Raw genomic sequence first — 20,648 nt, forward strand, 5'->3', positions numbered from 1 at the left:
TTCACCCGATCTCTAAGATTCCGAACGTGACGTCGTCGGGAAAGGCGCGGGCATACGTGTGCAATTCTTCGTCGATCGAATGCATCAGTTCGGTGGCCGGAAGTGCGCAATGTTTCTGGAATAACTCCAACAAACGATCGTCTCCGAACGGTTCGTTCCGCTCGTCGAGCGCGTCTAAAATTCCGTCCGTGTATACGAGCAGCTTATCTCCGGGTTTCGTTTTGATTTTGAGTACTTCATACGGATCGGGGATTCCGATGCCGAGTACGAATCCGGTGGAATTGAGGGTGATGATCTTTTCGGATTCTTTCCGATAGTAGTAGATCGGGTTGTGACCGGCGCTGCTAAAATACGCATAAGAAGAATGTTTTTCGAAAAGTATAAAGATGCCGGTCGCGAAAAAAGTTCCCTGTAACGTGGTAAATAAATTATCGCTCAGTTTGCCGAGGATGAGCGCGGGGTTGACGGTTTCCTTGAGTATGTTTTCGAGATTGTAGTGTATGATCGAAGTGATCAAAGCCGCGGAAACCCCGTGTCCGGTTGCGTCCGCCAAAAAAAAAGCGGTGCGGTCCTCGTTGATTTCTATGATGTCGTAGATGTCGCCGCTGACTTCCCGCATCGGTTTGTAGTGGATGTCCGCGTGGATGAGATTGTATTTCTTTCGTTTTCCCGGAAGAAAACATTCCTGTACGTTTTTTCCGATTTCGAGTTCGGTTTGTATCTGCGTATTTTTGAGTTGTAACGCATCGACTTGATTCGAGATTTTATCCGCCATTCCGTTGAACGTACTTCCGAGGATATCGAGTTCGTCCTGTGCGTCGCTTTTCCAGGAAATTCTCGCACTGAGATTTCCGGTGGCCATGGTCTCGCTGACTTCCTTGAGTTGGAACAGACGTACGAAAATTTTTCGGTAGAGAAAAATTCCGAAAAGAGTGTGGAACGCGAATCCCCAAACCAACAAAAGACCGAGCTGGAGATACAGGGATTGAAGTCGGTCCACCATTTCTTTCATACGAATTTGTGAGATCAGAAACGTTTTCGGATCTAATACGAAGATAAGATTTACGATGAATCGGGACGTGTCCAATTCGATGTCGTAGGATGTGTTGAGCGCGGCCTTGGCGTTGGCCATGTGCGACAATTTCGATTTGAGGTTTTCGACGGTCGCGGTCGTTCCGTTTCCTGCGAGTTGTTTGACTCCTTCCAACGACGCGGTTTCCGATCCTACGATGGAAAAATTCGACAGGCCGATACTCACGAGTTTGTTTTGGAAATCCTGGATTTGATCCGGGTTGTCGTAATCGATTTTATGAAAGGATTCTATCTTCTTGAGAATTTCCCGCGCGACCCGATCCGATTCCAACGTAAAATTGGAGAGAAGCAGATCGGTTTGATTTTCGAAGATCATCACCGCTACGAAGGTCAGATTGACTACGGTCAATATGGTATAAATGACTACGATCTGCAGTCGAAGCGATTTCTTCATGATCGGGATAAAGTATAGAAGAAATCGCGCCAAAAATCATTTCACGCTATAACGTGAATCGATCCGTCGTCGTTCGGATCGTGTTTTGTCAGAGGAAGGATGATTCTTTGTTTCGGAATTTTTCCTGTCTTCGTTTCCCTAAGATCCAAAAATACAACGCCGGAACCGTAAATCGGCTTAGGATCGTTGCGGCAATTTCTCCGAAGATCAGAGATACGGCCAATCCTTGGAAGATGGGATCGAAAAGCATCACGGCGCTTCCTACAACGACGGCCGCCGCGGTCAAAAGCATCGGACGAAAGCGTACCACTCCCGCATCCAATACCGCTTGGTGAAGCGATTTTCCGAGTCGTAGTTCCGACTCGATGAAATCCACGAGTAGAATGGAATTACGAACGATGATTCCCGCACCGGCGATAAAACCGATCATGGAAGTCGCCGTGAAATACGCGCCGGTCATCCAATGTCCGGGGAGAATTCCGATCAATGAAATCGGAATCGGCGCCATGATCACGAGCGGCACGGCATAACTTCCGAACCAACCTAAGATCAATACGTAGATCAGTATCATCACTAAGGCGAACGCTCCTCCTAAATCGCGGAACACTTCGTAGGTGATGAACCATTCTCCGTCCCACTTGACGAAACCGCCTTCCGTATTTCGAGGAGCCTCGAGAGTGGCGGTAGGATACGGAACTTTAGGAGTCAGATTTAAAATCCCGTAGACGGGCGCTTCCTCTTTTCCGGTGAATTCCGCGGTTACGTATTCCACGGGTCTGAGGTTTTTTCTGTATAAGGTTCGTTCCTCTCGTATATAAGATTTTTTGAATAAACTCTCGGAGGAAACCGATCCGCTCGCCAAGGATGATACGTCCAGATCTCGGAAAGGTCTGTCCGAAGACCGACGGCTGTCTACGACGGAAAGGTCCACTGTGATTTCTTCGGGATGTTCCGCTTCGGCCAGGGAGAGAATCGGCGTTTCCGAGAACAGATAACGCGCGTTTGTCGAAAAGGAGGACGAGGAAACGCCCAGTATCCCTCCCGATTCGGTATCGAACGGATATACGATCTTAGGCCTTCCCTTTCTCAACGTGGAATCCAAGTCCGCAACACCTTCCTGTTCGGAAAGTAAGGATACCAATTCGGACGCGATTCGTTTGCGTTGTGTTTCGTTCGGACCGTAGACTTCCGCGACAAAGGTCGCGAGTACGGGCGGACCGGGAGGAATTTCCAGAATCTTGGTCAGCGCGTTTTCCTTTTTGTCGAATTCGTTTAGGATCGGTCTGAGGGATTCTATGATTTCATGGCTTTTCCGGTCGCGTTCTTTTTTGGAACGTAGAACCACGTGCAAATCGGATTTCCAATCGTCGGCACGTAGATAGACGTGTTTCACCATTCCCGAAAACGAAAAGGGGGCCGCTTGTCCGGCGAAAATCTGCACCTTCTCGACGTTTTCGTTCTTGAGAATTTCCGTCGCGAGTCGTTTACTCGCCGTTAGATTTTGGGCAAGAGGAGTTGTGGGATCGTAGTCCACGAGGATTTGGAATTCGTCCTTGTCGTCGAACGGGAGCATTTTCACCTTTACCGCTTTAAACGCGACTAACGCAGAAGACAAAAGGAGAAGAGATATCACGACGACGCCGAATCGTATCGAATTGGCTTTGGATTTCAACAACCATTCCGCAAATCGAACGTAAATCCGATCGAGCGCGGTTAATTTCGTGTGTTTAGCCGCGTCGTGTGTTTCGGCTGTAGATGTTTCCCGTTTTAAAAATCGAACGCTCAGCCAAGGTGTCACGATAAAAGCCACGAACAACGACAGTATCATCGCAAGGCTTGCCCCGACCGGAATCGGTTTCATATAAGGTCCCATCAAACCGCGAACGAAAGCCATCGGTAGGATGGCCGCGATCACGGTGAAAGTCGCCAGAATCGTCGGGTTTCCCACTTCCGATACGGCGTCTAACGTACATTCTACGATCCCTCGTTTAGGATTTAGTTTAAGATGTCTTTCCACGTTTTCGACGACGACTATCGCGTCGTCAACGAGGATGCCGATCGAAAAGATAAGAGCGAATAACGTGACCCGATTGAGCGTATAACCCAAAAAATAATACAAAGCCAAGGTTAAGGCCAACGTTACCGGTATGGCGACCGAAACCACGAGCGAGGCCCTGACTCCCATCCACAAAGCGATTAAGATCGCGACGGAGGCGGTGGCGATCAGAAGGTGTTCTATCAATTCGTCCGACTTCGCTTTGGCCGTGGTTCCGAAATCACGAAGAACGGACATCTTAACGTCTTCGGGCAGAGTCCTTCCGAAACGTTCCGCTCGTTCCAAAAGTTCCCGCGAAAGAGGCACAACGTTCGTTCCTTTACGTTTGGAAAATCCGATCGTAACCGCGGGATCGGCTTGTGCGTTATGCGTCTTGTCGTATAGCAGCGACTCTTTCGTTTTTTCCTGAGGTCCTTCCGATAGATCCGCCACGTCGTAAACACGGACTATTTGCCCGCCGCGTTGTGCGACCGGGAGATCCGCTACGTTTTTAAGAGAGTTTAAGGGAACGCCCGCTTCCACGTCGTATTTTTTTTCGCGCCCCCAGTTCTGACCGGACGGAAGAAAGCTGCCGTTGGCGCGTAGAGCTCCGGCGAGGTCGGAGAGGGAAATTCCGAATCGATTTAATCGGATAGGATCCGCGATAACACGAACTGACTTTTTCCTTCCTCCGAAAAATTCAACGCGTGAAAGATCCGGCGTTCCCGACAATTCGCGCGCTAAAGGAGCGACTAACGTTCTTAACTCGAAATCGTTCCTGCGATTCGAACTGAACGTCAACGCAAGAAAGGGGACGTCGTCAACGGTTAGGGATCGTACCGAAGCCGGAGCCACGTTAGGCGGAAGCTGAGACGCGATTTCCAATAGTTTGTGATGAACTTTGACCAGGGAAGGTTCCAAAGGGCTTCCTACTTCGAAACGTGCGGTTACGACGGCACCGTGATCGCCGACGGCCGAGTAAACGTATTCAGTTCCTTCCAGACCCCATACGGCTCTTTCCACCGGTTCTACCACCTTGCGCTCCACTTCGTAAGCGTTCATACCCGGTGCGGAAAGTCGGATATCGATCATAGGGACCGAAATCTGCGGTTCCTCTTCCTTTGGGGTCAGATAAACGGAGATCAATCCCAAGAACAAACTGGAAACTATCAATACCGGAGTCAGTTTGGAATGGACGAAAGCGGCCGCGATTTTTCCCGAAAATCCGAATTTATTCCGTATATTAGAATCCGATAATGTTTTTGAAGAATCAGTTTTCATGACGGGCTCCTCGTTTGTTGTAAAGCGAAAGTTGCGCTCTCGTTTTGAGATATTCCGATTCCGAATCGGATTTCATCCGCAATAATTCCGCCGATTTCGAAAACGAAGTCGCCATTTGCGGCGCGGAGAGCGTACCTTCGCGGAAAAGTTTCGAGGAAATGCGGAGTTGTTCCTCCTGGATTCTCATGGAATCGTAAATTGAATTCAAATTTTCTAATATATTTCGCTCTTTTACGATCAGGATCCGGAAGTGACTTTCCTCTCTTAGTTTGGTTTCCTCCGCTTTTTTCCTGACAACGTCGAGGTCCGCCTTCGCCTGATCGACCGCGCCAAGATCGGAAGGATCCAAAAGGTTCATCCGTAAAAACAAACCCGCGTTATACGCGTTTGCCCGATCCCTGCTTCCGTCGTACGTGTAGGACTCGGCGAACGCGGCGATTTTAGGAAGGAATTTGGCGCGTTCCACTTTGACCGCCTCTTTTGCCTCTTCGGAACGAAGTCGATACACCTCGGATAAGTCCGTATTCCCTGAGTTTTGCGGATTAGGAAGCGGAAGAAACTCGTCCGCAAATTTGAGGAGAGGAGTCTTCGAAGGTCTAAAGTCCTCGGGTAGGTCTTCGGTCATGAATCGAAGTTGCTCCTCTGCGGCGGATCGTAACGTTTCCTGTTCCTTTTTGGATATTTCCAATAGGTTCTGAAGGGTTTTGAGCGAAAGAAATCCCGAAAATCCGACCGGATTAGAACGGTTCGCCAGACGATAGTTCGAAAGAAAGTATTTTATTTCTGCGAGGAGCGATTGGGTTTTGGATAGATTATCTTCCGCTAGAGAAAGAGTCTGATACGCGGCTGCAGAATTAGAATATTCTAAATTAATAAAATATTGTTCCTCTGATTTTGCGGCTAAAAGTCGGTTCTCCAAAAGCGAGTAGGCGGCGGTTTTTCCCCCACCCTCGAAAAGCGGAAGTTCGATCCCGAGAGTTCCCCTCGAATAGGTATGACTGCCCGGATGATTGAGCGTATCTTTAGCGAATAATTCCGCGTTATTCACATTCGGTTCCGTATACGGTCGGTTGTCCGAGCCGATAAAGTTGGAAGGCTGATAACGGAGGCTTTCGGTGGAAAAGTCGGATGCAGTCGCGGAACGTTGTCCCAATTTTCCCGTGAAGTTCAAAGTTGGATCGTCGGTTCTATACGAACGTATGTCCGTATAAACTTTCGGAAGCCAGTGTTTTCCGGCGCGATCTTTTCCGATTTCGGCTGCTTTCACTTCGGCAGCTTTCGCACGAAGCCCGGCGGATCTCTGACGGACTTTTATCCAAATTTCCGGAAAATCGATTTTCGTTTCCGATTTGATTTCGTTAGACAGAAACGTGAGGGTCAAAATCAGAATCGATAAAAACCGAAAGCGCTTCATCTTGCGTTTCCGTTCCCATCCTTTAGAGAACGGACCCCAAGTTTTTGTAACAGATAGGCGACCGGGCAAAAATCCGTAAGGGAAAAAAGTATCAGATTTATGCTCACCAAAAGATTCAAAACGAACCCCCAGGAATTCACCAAAGAACCCAACGCCAGGCCGATCGAAGATACGGTTCCGGCGATGAGAAACAGATAACGTTCCAGATACCAAGATTTCATATTCCCTCCAATATACCCACCAGGGTATACAATATTTACTATACCCCGTAGGGTATATAATAAAAGCAACTATTTTTGTGTCGCCCGTTAAAAAAGGACCACCGGTCGGCTTTTCGAAATCGGGGTGCGGGTCGGAAAAGTTGTTTCTAAATGCCGACCGCTTGAGGAGGGGGTGTTACGTTTAGGGGATAAACGGCGGAAATCGGATACCGGGACGACGATTTAAAGAAAAAAGGCCGCCTTGATTGCCGTTCGAATGTGTTCCACATCGGGTTTCCTTTTGTTTTCGGAAAAACAACGATCCATGTATTCTTGCACGTATGCTTCGCCGAATTTTTTGATCGCCTGGCTGGCCGCCTTTAACAATAAAAGGGTTTTTTCGCAATCCATAGAATCTTCTTTAAGGCCTTTTTCGACGGCGTCCAATTGACCTTTGATTCGGTGAATACGGTTGACGAGTAGTTTGGTGGTTTCCTCGGTTTTCATAGATACATACTATACCGGGTATACTAAGTGGTCAACGTAGAAAACGATATCGTAGTAGTTTTCGCTTTTGTCTTCAGGGATTGGCGAAAACGGCCTCCACTAAAATGGGAAGATCGTCCAGCGCGGATATTTTTCCAGTGAGTTTCCAAGTGTGTAACACTCCTTCGTAACAACTGAAAATTCTGCGAGCGAGTATTTTACAATCCGCGTTTTGTCCGAGAAGTCCTTCCGTTTGCCATTCCGCCAAATATCCGGAAAGGATATCGATCGTACGAAGGGAAACTTTTTTCGCCTCCTCCGAAATGGAATGGGAGTTGGACGCGATTTGTGCGACCGTATTTGCCATCGGACAACCCGCGAACTGGCTATTTTTCGTTTGTCGTTTTAATATCTGAGTCCATGCGCGGATGAACTCTTGGGGTTCCGATGATCTCGATTTCAATTTCTCTAAAAGGATGAGTTGCTCCTCTCCGTAAAAGGAAATATACGCCCTTCCTAAATCGTCCTTCGAAGGAAAATGATCGTAAAAACTGGCCTTTGCCGTTTTCGATTCCTGGATGATTTGATTGATTCCCGTATTTCCGTATCCTTGTGTTTGAAATAAACGGACTGCGGTTTCTAAAATTCTCGCTTTGGGCCCAGAATCTGTGCTTGACATTTTTCGTCCTTTAGGATTCAGTAACAGACAGACTTGTCTGTCCTGGATCTTTCTACTTTCATTAAGCCTGAAAAAGGAAGAAATTGCAAGTCCTTTTGGAGTTTTTATGACCTCAACGGAATACGATTTCGTCGATATCACCGGCGTCGCGAGCAGTGTCGCAGAAGCGGTTCGAACCCGTCACAGCGTCCGCGACTTCGAATCCAAACCGGTGGATGAGAAAATTCTTACCGAATTGTTTTCACAGGCTTTGCGTGCGCCCAGTTGGAAGAACAGTCAACCTTGGAAAATTCACGTAGTGAGCGGTGAAAGAAAAAATAGGATGGCTCGGCTTTTGACGGAACGGGCTAAACAAGCCGAGCCGTCTCCCGATACGATTTGGCCGAGCGGTTTTCCTTCCGACGCAAAACGCAGAATGTTCGATCTCGGCATGAAAATTTACGGAGTGGCCGGAATCGAACGCAAAGACAAGGAGGCTCGAGACGGGTTCATGCTTAGGAATTTCGAATTTTTCGGCGCTCCCACCGCGGTTTTTATCACCACGGAGTTCGAATTGAATTTTTACATCGCTTTGGATATCGGTTGTTTACTGAATACGGTGATGTTGCTGGCTCGAAGTTACGGGCTCGGCTCCGTTCCTCAAGCTGCGTTATCCGCCTTTCCTGAAACGGTTCGTGCTGAATTGGGTCTTTCCGAATCGGAGAAGGTGGTCTGCGGTTTGAGTTTGGGATATCCGAAGGCGGATTCCGATCTCAATCTTTTTCATACACCTCGCGAGCCCGTTTCGGATTTGGTGAGGTTTTATTAGAATCGTATTTTGGATCGTCACGGTTTTTTTTTCGAACTTCGTCCACTTTCCTAAACGAACGGGGAACGTCGAAGGAACTTCCGTTCGAAACGATCCGACACGATTCGTAAACGCCTATCGGTCGGTATGGATGCGTAAAATATTCTTAAATTTGAATGTATTTGGGCATTCGTACGACCGTCTTTAAGGCTCCCTATTTTTATATGTCAGAAAATCGATCAACGAAGAGACCTAGAGCCGAACTGTTAGACGCGCTTTCTTCGGCGGGCCGCAGAATGAACGACGCAAACGTTTTATATTACGAATCCTTTATGGAAAAATTCGGTCTGAACCCGACCGATCGAAAAGCTCTTGTACTTTTGGAAAAAGGTCCGATCACGGCAGGTTCGCTCGCGCAGGATCTTGATTTGACCACGGGTGCGATTACCGGAGTGATCGATCGTTTAGAGAAAGCCGGTTTGGTTCGTAGGATCGCCGATCCTACGGATCGTAGAAAGGTTTTAGTCCAATCCTTTCCCGAGGCGATCCGTGAAACTTCTCCCACATACGCAGCCCTGAGGGAAGCGATGCAGGGGTTGTTTCAAAAATACGGTGACGAGGATCTGGAATTTTTGATCCGGTTTCAGGAGGATTTTGCGGCGATTCTAATCCGGGAATCCGTCGCTCTCCGTGATCGGAGACCGGCATTGAATGAAGTTATCGCTTTTGGAATATAATAATTTCATTAATTTGTATGGGTGAAACGCCGATTTTGGCCCATTTATCGTAAAACCGATCCGTTTTACAGGCTCCCGTTTTTTATCCGCCGAATAGATTCCGTTTCCTTAATTTTATTCCGTTTTTCGCTTTTCTTTATATCGAACGTTTGCAATCGGATCGAAGTCGAGTCTGTTTCGATCGACAATTTTTTTATTCTAAGATCGGTTTCGTAAAACATGGATCAAAATTTAATAAAAAATTTATTTACTAATTACTTAATTTAAGTATAATTTTATAAAATTATAAATTAAAAAACGTTAAGATGTTATTTTAGAGACGGTTGTGTAGTCAGTATATTTAGTTTTCAAAATTCTCGTTCGGTTCGGACGAATTCCATTCATTCGACTAGTTGTTGGAGCCCAGGAGATGGTTTTTTTTGAGAGAAAAAAAAGAAATCCGTGTCGAATGTTTTACGCAATCTTCTGGTATTCTTTCCCACTTTTTTTATTCTCCTCCTGCGCCGCGTGGCCCGTTTTTACGGGCGCTGCCGGATTGACCGCGGGTAAACAGGGGGCAGGGGTCGGCGACGCCTTGTTATTGTTTTTTTTGGGCGGTTCTAATCAGGCGGAATTGGACAGAGTTGAAATTTCCGCCCCCGCGGACAGCTTTGCGCGAGGAACGACTCTCGATTTGAGAGCCACCGCGGTTTATTCGGACGATACCCACAAGGATATCACCTCGGAAGCGTCTTGGTCTTCCGAGGATCAAAACATTCTCCGGGTGGTTACACACGCGCAAGTGAAAGGTATGAATTTGGGCTCCGGCAGCGTCGGCGTCTCGTTCGAATCCAAAAACGCTGAAGCTACGTTAACCGTCACCGCGGCTACACTTGCCGAATTATCGATTACCTGTATCAATCAAGGAACGCTTTTGCCGGCGGGAACCGATAGACAATGTTCGTTGGAAGGGATTTTTTCGGACGGATCCGTTCAGGTTCTTACGAACGATCCGGATACGGTTTGGAATACGACTCAGATCTCCGTCGTCTCCATCGATTCGAACGGTTTGGCGAACGGGGTCGCTCCGGGGACGGCCAATATTACGGCTTCTTATCAAGGTAAAAACGCAAGTCTGGGAATTTCCGTCAGCGCGGCAACACTTTCCTCCATCGAAGTGATTCCGGTCAACGGTTCGTTTCCTTTGGGTAAAACCCAACAATACTCCGCGACAGGCGTTTATAGCGATCAAGGAACTCAAGACATTACGTCACAGGTTTCCTGGGCTTCTTTGAATACCGGAGTTGCTACGGTTTCAAATACGGCCGGCTCCAAAGGTTTCGTTTCCACACAAGGCACGGGGAACGCTACGATTACGGCCACGTTAGGCGCGATTAACGGACAATCTACGTTAACCGTTACATCGGCGATTCTAACGAGCATCTCGATCACGCCGGCCAACCCGCGCGTTGTTATAGGCAGGAATTTTAATTTAACTGCGACCGGTGTTTTTTCGGACGGAACCGTTGCAGATATCACTCATCAAGTCACTTGGTCCAGCCTTGTGCCTTCGGTCGCGACCGTGGATAACTCCGGCGGTTCGGAGGGGAAAGTCGAAGGAGTGGCTGCAGGTTCGACCGATATCACCGCGGGAATCGGAGGTGTTGATTCGACCGTCGTTCTTCAAGTGACCGACGCGGTTCTGGATTCCATTCAAGTGATCGCGGATCAGACTTCGATCGCGAGAGGAACATCCACGTTTTTGGTCGCCATCGGCGTTTATTCGGATGGGACTTCGCAAAACATCAGCGATCAGGTCGCGTGGTCTTCCTCGAATTCCTCCGTTCTTCAAATCGCGAATCTTACTTCCGTTCCGAAGCGGGAAATCCAATCACCCGTTAACGGTTCGCTCGGTACTGCGAGAATTACGGCGGCTTTGGAAGCCGTGGACTACTTCGTGGAAGTCTCCGTAACCTCGGCCGCGTTAGTCGCCATTGAGGTTTCACCTACGAATCCTTCCGTTTCCGTAGGTCTCACGAAATCCTTCGTCGCAACGGGAATTTATTCGGATGCGAGTACGCAGGACCTTACCTCCCAAGTTACCTGGAGTTCCTCCGATACGGCTAAGGCGACGATTTCCAATTCGAACGGACACAGAGGTCATGCGACCGGTATCGCGATTGGAAACACGGACATCGTCGCGACCTTAGGATCAATTTCGTCTAACGCGTCAATCTTGTCGATCACGGGCGCCACGCTAAATTCGATAGACATCACCCCCGCTTTACCCAACATCGCCGTCGGCAGAAACATCGGTTTGACCGCTATGGGAACGTATTCCGACGGAAGCGTTTCGGATTTGACCACCTCCGTCGCTTGGACGAGCGACGATACTTCGATCGCGTCCGTGGACAACACGATCGGTCGGCAAGGTTTAACATCCGGTATTTCCCAGGGGATAGTTCCGATACGTGCCTCCCTAGGCGGGGTGAACGGTTCGATTTCGCTTAACGTGACTGCGGCCGTTCTGGATTCGATCCAGGTTACTTTGGAGACCACGACGATCGCCAAAGGAACGTCTACACGCGCGGAAGCGAGAGGAATCTTTTCGGACGGAAGCAATCTAAACCTCTCCGATCAGGTCCTCTGGTCCAGTTCCAGCGACTCGGTCGTTCAAATCGGGGTTTTGGACTCGGGTCCGAATCGGATGATCCTTCTTAACTCTCCTTCGAACGGGCACGTCGGTGTTGCGAGAATCACGGCCTCTCTTTCTTCCGTAAGCGGTTTCGCCGATTTGACGGTCACTTCGCCTACGTTAGTCTCTCTTCAGGTGGATCCGTCTCATCGTTCCGTTTCCAACGGCTTGTCTCAGAATTTCACCGCGACAGGAATTTATACGGACGGAAGTTCGCAGAATCTGACGACGCAGGTCGTTTGGGCATCCTCGAACACTTCTGTGGCCGCGATCGATAACGCGTCCGGAAACCAAGGGAAAGTGACGACCTTACAACCGGGAGCCGTGAACATCACCGCAAGTTTCGGCACGGTCGTTTCGGATCCGAGTATTTTGACGGTGACCGCGGCTGCGTTAACCGAAATTTCGATCGCACCGACTCCTTCGCTTAACATCGCCAAAGGTTTGTCCAGTAATTTCACTGCGACCGGGTATTACACGGACGGAACTTCCGAAAATTTGACATCGCAGGTCGTCTGGATTTCCTCGGACACTTCGGTGGCGACGGCGAGTAACGCGTCCGGGATGAACGGCAAGGTGACCGCCGTTCAAAACGGAACGGCGCAGATTTCCGCGTCTTGGGGCGGGATTCAAAGTCCGAACACCGCTGTTACCGTAAGCGCAGCGGTTCTCGATTCGATCGAAATCTCTCCTGCGAATTTCAGCATGGCGAAAGGGAATACGAAACGTTTTACCGCGACCGGTATCTATTCCGATACGACCACGTTGGATCTTACGACACAGGTTACTTGGACTTCGAACGACACTTCCAAAGCTACGATCAGCAACGCGTCCGGAACGGAGGGATACGCGACGGGTATGGGCACCGGAGCCGTGACCGTCACTGCTACGTTAGGCGGAACATCGGGATCGACAGTTCTTACGATCACGTCCGCGGTTCTGGTTTCCCTATCCGTCGGACCTACCAATCCGTTCGTTTACACTTCCCAGACCAGGGATTTTATCGCGACGGGAACATACTCGGACGGTTCGTTGCAGAATTTGACGACCCAGGTTACTTGGACTTCGAACGACAGTTCCAAAGCGACCGTAAGCAACGCGAACGGAACGGAAGGAAGGGCGACCGGAATATCCGCAGGAAACGTTTCGATCACGGCCGCTTTGGGATCGATCAGCGGTAACACCGATTTAACGGTAGTTTTCCTGGATTCTACTCCTCCTACGGTCGTGAACGTTATGCCACTGACTCCGACCACGATTCGTGTTACGTATTCGGAAGCGATGAACGAAACACAAGCCAAAAACGCGGCCAATTATAAACTCGCGTTGACGGCCGGTTTGACGGGTTCGTGTTCGGATAACACCAATTTTACGACAAGCGTTTCCGTGATCGCCGTTTCGTCCGTCAGCGGAAGCGGTTCGGTTTACGTTCTTACTCTGGGATCGGCACAAACGTCTAACGCCGGTTATACGCTTCTCGTCGATAAATCGGGAGTTGCGGATCTTTCGACGGCTCCTAACTCCTTGGATTGCGCCAACTACGGCGATTTCCTCGGACAAGAACAGATCAAAGTCGTTTCGGCTTATTGTGCGACTTCCAATTCGTTCGTTCTTAATTTTTCAAAGGCCCCGAAGACGGGAAACAACACCGTAGGCTCGGCGGAATGCGCGGGTTCCACCGAATGCGGATATCGTTATCGACTGACCGGAGCGAGCGATTTAGGTGCGATCACGAGCGCGAAAATTTTGGACGGAATCGTATGTAACGGAGCCGGGGCAGACTCCGCTAAAGTCTGTGTGGTCCACAATCTGGTGCAGACCGGCGCACAATATTCGATTTCGATCGCCAACGCGACCGACGGAGACGGATTCGACAATTCGAGTTGGGGATCGATACGCGATTCCTTGGATACGGAGAATCTTCAATCTTCTCCGAGAGACCGCGCTTCCTTTTTGGGATGCGGCACTTCGCCGGTAAATTTCTCGGACGGTCCGATATCGATTGATTCGAACGCGTCCACGTTCGGTTATCTCGCGGATTTTAAATCCAAAATCTATTCGGGTCCGAGTAACACCGGAAACGGGGCCCTTCGATTCAACTACGACGGAAGTTCGCCCGAGTCGATCCAATTCGCATTCGAAAAAGATAATATTTCTCAGGACGGAGATGCGACTAACGTGAGTTCTAATACCGCCGTCACGCGCGAAAATTCGATCGTCGTTCCTCCTTATCCTACGATAGGACGTTCCGGTTGTACGGCCAATAACGCGACCTTGGCCTCCGGTTGCGGACCGGACAACGAAAGCGGAAGGGGAGTTTTTTCCACCGGGAGTCTCGGCGGCGATCCGTATCTTTTTCTCGCGGGCGCTAAGACTGTCCCGAACGGTTTCGGAGAATATCTTTTCGATTATCTTTATTATTCCTCGGATCCTTCTTCCAACGTGAACTTCAAATACGTCGATCTCGGATCGATCACGGGTTCTTTGACCGCGGGGACTTCTTCTCTCGTCGTGTTGAACGATCGTGTGTTCGCCGGATTCGCAAAATCGAGCAACGACGGCATAGGACTTTTCGGGGGATTGAACGCGCCCGACTTCGGGTTCGTTACGTTCAACGTTTCGGACGCGGCTCTCGGCTTCTGCACTGCCGGTTCCAACTGCGACGCGTTCGACGGAAGTAAAGGAAGAAGAATCAGAATCGATTTTCTTCCTTATTTCGGAGGGCCTTCCACGGGAATACTCGGAGCCAACAACAATTCCCATCCGAATTGGGCCTATTATATCGGTGTGGATTCGTTGTTCACGTTTAAAAATCGGATCTACGCCGCCAACGGAGGATTACACGCCGTCGGTCACAACGGTTCGATCATACGTTCCACAAGCGCCGATCCTACGACGGCTTGTTCAGGAGCGAACACTTGCGCGGCATGGACCGAAATCGGACCGAGGAACAATTCGAAGTGGCACAACAGTCCGACGAACAACTTCTTCTCTCTGGAATTGAATAAGTTCTACGATCTGATTCCCGGAGATCGCGCGTTCGCGCAGTTCGCCGAATTCAACGGAAATTTATACGTTACGCGAAACGTCTGCGTACAAAGTTCCCAGGCTTCGGGAATCCGGAGCGCGCCCGGTAACGTTACGGGATGTACGGACGGAACGAACACGAACCGGAGGGCACAACTCTGGAAATGCGATCCTACAATTTCGTCTAACGCGACAGAATGCGACGCGTTGGATTGGTCGGTAGTGGGGGACGACGGGGGAGGAATTACGAACATGGGAGATTCCACGAATCGAACGATCACGATGGTGGTAAAAAACGGTTCGTATCTTTATATCGGATACGATCATCCCGCCGGAATCCGGATCTACAGAACCAACGCGGTTAATCCCGGTTCTTCCTCTTCTTCCTGGACGCAGGTCGCGGGCAACGGACTCACCGACGCGACGAACATACAACAGATTTTCTCCGCGGTTTCGGTTCCTTCGGGAGGGATTCATTATCTCTACGTGAGTGCGGGAAAAAACGGAGTTCCGGTTCGGACCTATAGACAGCAAAACTAATAAGATTAAAAATGAAGAATATAAGAAAAACAAATAGTTTTAAACTAGAGTTCCGATTCCCTTTCGAGACCCAAGGTCTGGGTTTGTATCAATGTCTGATCCGTATATTCGTGTTGTCCGCTTTCTGCATCTTCTTCTTCGAGGAATGTAGACACGCCTGGGTCCGGTTTCCACAGAATCCTCCGCAAGCCTGTCGGATTTATCAACAATCCAACGAATGCAAACGCGCATTGGAAGAGCAGAAATCTAAACAGGGAGAACTCGGAAAAATCCATACGATCCGTCAGAAATATTATTTTTTCGGATTGTATCCGAAGGAACAGATCGTGGACGCTTCCAAGTTTTGTCCGGAAGGACCTAAATCCGCGCATCAGTTCACTTCGTTTTGGGACGCGTTGTGGGAACAGGTTACTTTCACCGTTTATTCTCCGCAAACTTTGGAGTTGGAATGTTATCCGTAAATCGGATTCCGATCCGATTCTTCGTTTGCGCGTTCGAGTTTTCGTGTGCGATACTGCTCGTATACGGATGTCATTCGACCGTGATCGTACATAAGGAAACCGTAAAGCCGCTTTCGGGTTCGCACGCTCCTACGGCTCCGGATCGACGGGCGGTCCAAGCCAATACTTTGTTCGGAATTTATTCCTTATCCGACAGCGAGATGGCTTCTTGTCAGGATCTTCCCGGAGAAGTGAAGATGTTCCGTACGATTCGGGATTCTCTCGTCCACTTTATGATCGGACCGTTTTACACTACGAAAACCGTAGAAGTGTATTGTGCTCCGGGCAAAAAGAAGGAAGAGAAGGAAGACAAAACGATCGAATCCAAAACGACTCAGAAAGAGGAGTCGCCGCAAAATCCTCAACCCGAAACCGCGAACAAACGGAACGAAGAAAAGGAGAAATCGGATTCTCAGGAAAACAAGGATTCGGGAAAGGACGGAAAGGAATCGAAGGACAAATCGAAGTCGAGAAAAAAACAGGGGGACTATATCTTCGATTCGCAATTTTAAACCGAACTCGCAGCGAAAGAAGAATTGATTGCTTTTCGACGCGATCCGTGAGACTGGACATAACGAAGGTACGTAGTTGCTCGGAATATCGGTCATTCTCTATCTACTCGTAACGATCTTGATCGGAGCGATCGCGTCCCGATTCGTAAGCGATTCCAAAGACTACGTTTTGGCCGGGAGAAGGCTTCCTTTGTTTTTGGCTTCCTCCGCGTTGTTTGCGACGTGGTTCGGATCCGAGACGTTACTCGGAGCTTCTTCCCGATTCGTGGACGAAGGATTACTCGGAGTAATCGAGGATCCTTTCGGCGCGGCCCTATGTCTTTTTTTAGTCGGATTATTTTTCGCCAAACCCCTTTATCGGATGAACATCCTCACCTTCGGAGATTTTTACAGGAATCGTTTCGGAAGAAGGGCGGAGGTCGTATCGAGTCTTTTTATGATACCGTCCTATTTCGGATGGATCGCGGCGCAGTTCGTCGCTTTGGGAATCATCTTACACTCGTTAACCGATCTTCCCGTTTCGACCGGAATATTATTGGGGGCCGGAGTCGTCGTGGTTTATACGACGATCGGAGGTATGTGGGCGATATCCTTGACGGATTTTTTACAGACGATCCTAATCGTATTAGGACTTGCTTATTTAGTCTGGGATTTGAGCGGAAAGGCCGGCGGATTGGAAACGGTGCTCGCCGGTACCAAGCCGGGTTTTTTCCGATTCGTGCCCGAGTTGGAATTCAAAAGCGTTTTGGTTTATATCGCGGCGTGGATGACGATCGGATTGGGATCCATTCCGCAACAGGATATCTTCCAAAGGGTGATGGCTTCCAAGTCGGAGAAGGTCGCGATTTATTCCTCCTTGTTGGGGGCGCTCTTTTATCTCAGCGTCGCGATGTTACCGCTGCTCGCCGTGTTGTGTGCAAGGAAAGTATATCCCGAAATCGCCGCCGAAGACGCGCAGATGATTCTGCCGAAAACCGTTTTGACACACACGGGATTGTTTACTCAGGTTCTGTTTTTCGGAGCGTTGTTGTCCGCCGTGATGAGCACTGCGAGCGGAGCGATCCTCGCACCCGCGTCCGTGTTGGGGGAAAACGTGGTCCGTCCTTTCCTCAAAAATCCGGACGAAAAAAAGCTGCTGCGAATCCTAAGAATATCGGTGGTAGTAATCACGTTAGTCTCTCTTGCCATGGCGGTGACGAAAAGTAATATCTACGAACTTGTATCCCAAGCCTCCGCGCTCAGTCTTGTGTCCTTGTTCGTCCCGCTCGTCGCGGGATTATTCCGCAAACGGACGACGTCCACCGGAGCGGTCGCTTCCATGATCGTAGGATTTATCGTATGGCTTTTTTGGAATATTATAGAAATTGAAACTCCTGCCTCGATCTCGGGGTTGGCCGCTAGTTGGGTCGCGTTGTATTTCGGGGACGCGTTGGAAAAGAAAGGATACGGGTTCCCTACGGAAACACCCGCAGAAAACGGGCAACAAACCGCCCCCGCAACGTCGGATTCCGGATCTTCGGTTTAAAAAAAACGGAACTTCCGAAAAATTGCGGGCGATTCGCTCACGAATCGATTCGTGTATTAGGTTCGCGACCGCGCTTTACGCTCCAATTCCTCCGGAATTTCCGCTGCAATCGCTATCGCATTCGATCATCGATGTCCGCCGAGCGATCGTCCGAATTTCTTTCGTCCAACTCCGCGGTTAAAAACTCAGAAGAAACAACGAAGGGAAAGGCAACGAAAACGAACGGAGTTCTTTACGGCGATTCGGGGTTATCTAAAACGAAGAAGGAAAATAAATTCTTTTCCTTCGAAAGAGAACGATTCAAGAATGGTAAAAAAGGGATTGATCCCGATTCGGAGAATACAATGCCCCCTGTCATAGACGATTCGACGGCCTATCGAAGAACACAAGAAACGCAGTCCAAACTCGGAGGCGCCTTCCAAGGTCTTTGGCTTGAAAACGAAATTTGTTTTGCGATCGCGGGCGGGGGATGTAAGGCCTTTTACGGACTCGGCTTCGGGCACGAAATGAAATCCTGGGGATTGAAGTTCCGGGAGGTTTCCGGAGTTTCTGCGGGTGCGGCGATGGTTCTTTGTCTGTTGTGCGGCGACGAGGAAGAATGTGTCTCCTTCTTCGAAAACATCGTCCGCAAAAATCCGGCCAATTTCTATCTAAGCCGTCTTTTCAAAGGAGAACGCGCTTTCCCCCACGAGGAAATGTACCGAAAGACAATACGTTTCGGAATGGATTTTCGCAAGATCGTAGAATCGGGAACGAAGGTGTTCATTCACACGTTACGCGCCATTCCTAGGGAAAATTCCTTGAAGAATAAATTCCGTTTGGCGAGGTTGATCGCGGAAACGGCGAAGGCTTTTCTGGAAGACGAAAGGGATCGTCTGAGGGGATTGAACACGGAACGTATGCAAAGAGTACTCAGAAATTGGAATATGAAAGAAGTCTTATTTACGGAAAAAGATTTCGAAAACTCCGATATCGTGGAACAAATCATACTCAACTCCTCCTCGGTCCCTCCCGTCGTGTCCGTGCAAAGTTTAGGGGAGGAATACTATTTGGACGGGGGTTTGACCAATAACCTTTTGTTGGAGGCGTTTCCCCCGGATCGAAAAACGATCGGAATCTACTACGAAAACACGACCGTCGTGGGTAAGGATCCAAAATTATTGGAACGATGTTATCTTCAAATGCCTTCCGAACCGTTGCCGATCACTTCCTTCGATTACACCGATCCGGTCGGGGTGCGTCGCGCCTACGAACTCGGAAAACAGGACGCTCGCATCCACAAGGAGAAAATCTTCGAATATCTCAAACGCGATTGGGCCAAAGCTGTCTCTTCGTTTCGACAGAAATAAATTATTTCCTTTTTTTATTTCCCTTCTTCTTTCTAACTCCAGCGTTTCTCCGAAAAAACACGGAAACGTCATGCCTTATTTTTCGTATGCGACTTCGTTCGCAGAAATTCCGTTCTAAAGAAACAAAGGCGATGAAAGTAGTATATTTATGAAAAAAGGAAAAAAAGAATGGTAAAATGACGGGAAATTCCTTGACGTATACTACCTGGCGTTGCGTTTTTTAAACCCGATGGGACTTATGGGGCGAAGCTATAGATAACCCCTATCGAATTTTACTATACATTTATTTAGTATTTCTTATTCTTTCCCTATGCACTTCCGTTTAGAGCGAAGGGGAAGATTCCTCTTAATCCGTTTTCGGTACGATACAGTAGCCTATAACTTTGTTCGAACTTTTCCGAAGGTAAAATGGGATCCGGATCAAAGACTTTGGGTGCTTCCTTTTTCGGAACAGGTTTTGGACCGGTTTCTCGGTTTAAAAAATTCTACGATTGAGTTGGAGGGTGAACTTGCCCTTCGACCTTGGATTCGGAAATTAAAACTGGGGAATTTTTCGAGGAGCACAATCCGTTCTTATTATTCGAATTTGCTTTCTCTTCTAAAATGGGCGCGTAAGGGACCCGAAAAAATTTCGAAAGAGGATATCCATTCTTTTATAGAATTTTCATTTTTGGAAAAACGTTTGAGTGCCGCTACCGTCGTCGCGAGAATTCAATCGCTCAATTCCTATTTCGGCGTTTTTCTCGGTAAGCCGTGGTTGACGGATATTCCACGTCCTAAAAAGACCCAAAAACTTCCGGACATTCTATCTACTTTAGAAGTTTCTAAAATTCTAAACTCTTTGGAAAACGAAAAACACAGGATGTTGCTTTCCTTTTGTTATGCAAGCGGGCTTCGTGTGAGCGAGTTGGTGCGTCTTAAACCGGGTGACATCGACCTAACGAGAAAAACGGTGAAAATTCGAGAAGGCAAAGGTAAAAAAGACAGATTTACGATGCTTTCTCAAACCTGCCAATCTCTTTGGGAGAATTTCAGAAACGCACATCCCTATGAAGATTGGGTTTTTCCGGGACAGGATCCTTCCCATCCGCTTCATATTCGTACTGCTGAGAAAATTTTCGAGAACGCGAAAAAGAAAGCGGGAATTAAAAAAAACGCGAGTATCCACAGTTTAAGGCACGCTTTCGCGACACATCTGCTCGAAGCGGGGGCTCACATCAAACACATTCAGTTCCTTCTCGGTCACAAAAGCGTTCGAACCACCGAAATTTACGCCCGAGTCAGTCAAGTGCGCGTGACCCAAATCGAAAGTCCACTCGACATTCTAAACAGAAAATCCGACTAGCGTTTATACGCCGTTCTACTTTCTCTGGTTTTTTGCGGTTTACAAGCCACTCGCCTTTTACTTTCTTATAT

General features: G+C 48.7%; 14 protein-coding genes. 8 read left to right on the top strand and 6 right to left on the bottom strand.

Annotated elements, in window-relative coordinates:
* Window position 1: 1 nt before the first annotated feature.
* The 6 genes from EHQ17_RS02110 to EHQ17_RS02135 form a co-directional block, all read right to left on the bottom strand.
* Window positions 2-1,486 (bottom strand): SpoIIE family protein phosphatase, encoded by a 1,485-nt coding sequence (locus EHQ17_RS02110; protein WP_135595020.1) that lies wholly within the window; start codon window positions 1,484-1,486, stop codon window positions 2-4.
* A gap of 88 nt (window positions 1,487-1,574) precedes the next feature.
* Window positions 1,575-4,802, bottom strand: a complete 3,228-nt coding sequence (locus EHQ17_RS02115) for an efflux RND transporter permease subunit (RefSeq protein ID WP_135595022.1) — start codon at window positions 4,800-4,802, stop codon at window positions 1,575-1,577.
* Window positions 4,792-6,216 (bottom strand): TolC family protein, encoded by a 1,425-nt coding sequence (locus EHQ17_RS02120; protein ID WP_135595024.1) that lies wholly within the window; start codon window positions 6,214-6,216, stop codon window positions 4,792-4,794. Before EHQ17_RS02120 ends, EHQ17_RS02115 begins: the two co-directional genes overlap by 11 nt.
* Window positions 6,213-6,437 carry a YgaP-like transmembrane domain gene (locus EHQ17_RS02125; protein WP_135595026.1) on the bottom strand — a complete coding sequence of 75 codons (225 nt, stop codon included), beginning with the start codon at window positions 6,435-6,437 and terminating at the stop codon, window positions 6,213-6,215. Before EHQ17_RS02125 ends, EHQ17_RS02120 begins: the two co-directional genes overlap by 4 nt.
* A gap of 222 nt (window positions 6,438-6,659) precedes the next feature.
* Window positions 6,660-6,923, bottom strand: coding sequence for a metal-sensitive transcriptional regulator (locus EHQ17_RS02130; RefSeq protein ID WP_135595028.1), 264 nt, complete (start codon window positions 6,921-6,923; stop codon window positions 6,660-6,662).
* Window positions 6,924-6,996: 73 nt separating this feature from the next.
* Window positions 6,997-7,581, bottom strand: a complete 585-nt coding sequence (locus EHQ17_RS02135; protein WP_135595031.1) for a TetR/AcrR family transcriptional regulator — start codon at window positions 7,579-7,581, stop codon at window positions 6,997-6,999.
* 106 nt (window positions 7,582-7,687) lie between these two features.
* Here EHQ17_RS02135 and EHQ17_RS02140 point away from each other — a divergent pair, with 106 nt between their 5' ends.
* The 8 genes from EHQ17_RS02140 (at window position 7,688) to EHQ17_RS02175 (ending at window position 20,577) form a co-directional block, all read left to right on the top strand.
* Window positions 7,688-8,389: a nitroreductase gene (locus EHQ17_RS02140; RefSeq protein ID WP_135595033.1), complete on the top strand. Its 702-nt coding sequence runs from the start codon at window positions 7,688-7,690 to the stop codon at window positions 8,387-8,389.
* 275 nt (window positions 8,390-8,664) lie between these two features.
* A complete protein-coding gene (locus tag EHQ17_RS02145) occupies window positions 8,665-9,105 on the top strand; it encodes a MarR family transcriptional regulator (protein WP_167881225.1) in 441 nt (146 codons plus the stop codon).
* Between the two features lie 409 nt (window positions 9,106-9,514).
* Window positions 9,515-15,346, top strand: a complete 5,832-nt coding sequence (locus EHQ17_RS02150; RefSeq protein ID WP_135595037.1) for a beta strand repeat-containing protein — start codon at window positions 9,515-9,517, stop codon at window positions 15,344-15,346.
* A gap of 11 nt (window positions 15,347-15,357) precedes the next feature.
* Window positions 15,358-15,807: a Bor/Iss family lipoprotein gene (locus tag EHQ17_RS02155; RefSeq protein ID WP_167881226.1), complete on the top strand. Its 450-nt coding sequence runs from the start codon at window positions 15,358-15,360 to the stop codon at window positions 15,805-15,807.
* The gene (locus EHQ17_RS02160; protein ID WP_246057322.1) at window positions 15,795-16,358 is read left to right on the top strand and encodes an LIC_10461 domain-containing protein; all 564 of its coding nucleotides are present in this window, start codon (window positions 15,795-15,797) and stop codon (window positions 16,356-16,358) included. Before EHQ17_RS02155 ends, EHQ17_RS02160 begins: the two co-directional genes overlap by 13 nt.
* A 76-nt stretch (window positions 16,359-16,434) precedes the next feature.
* On the top strand, window positions 16,435-17,883 hold the full coding sequence (locus tag EHQ17_RS02165; RefSeq protein WP_135595039.1) for a high affinity choline transporter 1: 1,449 nt from the start codon (window positions 16,435-16,437) through the stop codon (window positions 17,881-17,883).
* Between the two features lie 344 nt (window positions 17,884-18,227).
* Window positions 18,228-19,232, top strand: a complete 1,005-nt coding sequence (locus EHQ17_RS02170; protein WP_135595041.1) for a patatin-like phospholipase family protein — start codon at window positions 18,228-18,230, stop codon at window positions 19,230-19,232.
* A 457-nt stretch (window positions 19,233-19,689) separates the two neighbouring features.
* Window positions 19,690-20,577: a tyrosine-type recombinase/integrase gene (locus tag EHQ17_RS02175; protein WP_246057323.1), complete on the top strand. Its 888-nt coding sequence runs from the start codon at window positions 19,690-19,692 to the stop codon at window positions 20,575-20,577.
* Window positions 20,578-20,648 lie beyond the last annotated feature (71 nt).

This window comes from Leptospira gomenensis, from assembly GCF_004770155.1.
GTDB lineage: Bacteria > Spirochaetota > Leptospiria > Leptospirales > Leptospiraceae > Leptospira > Leptospira gomenensis.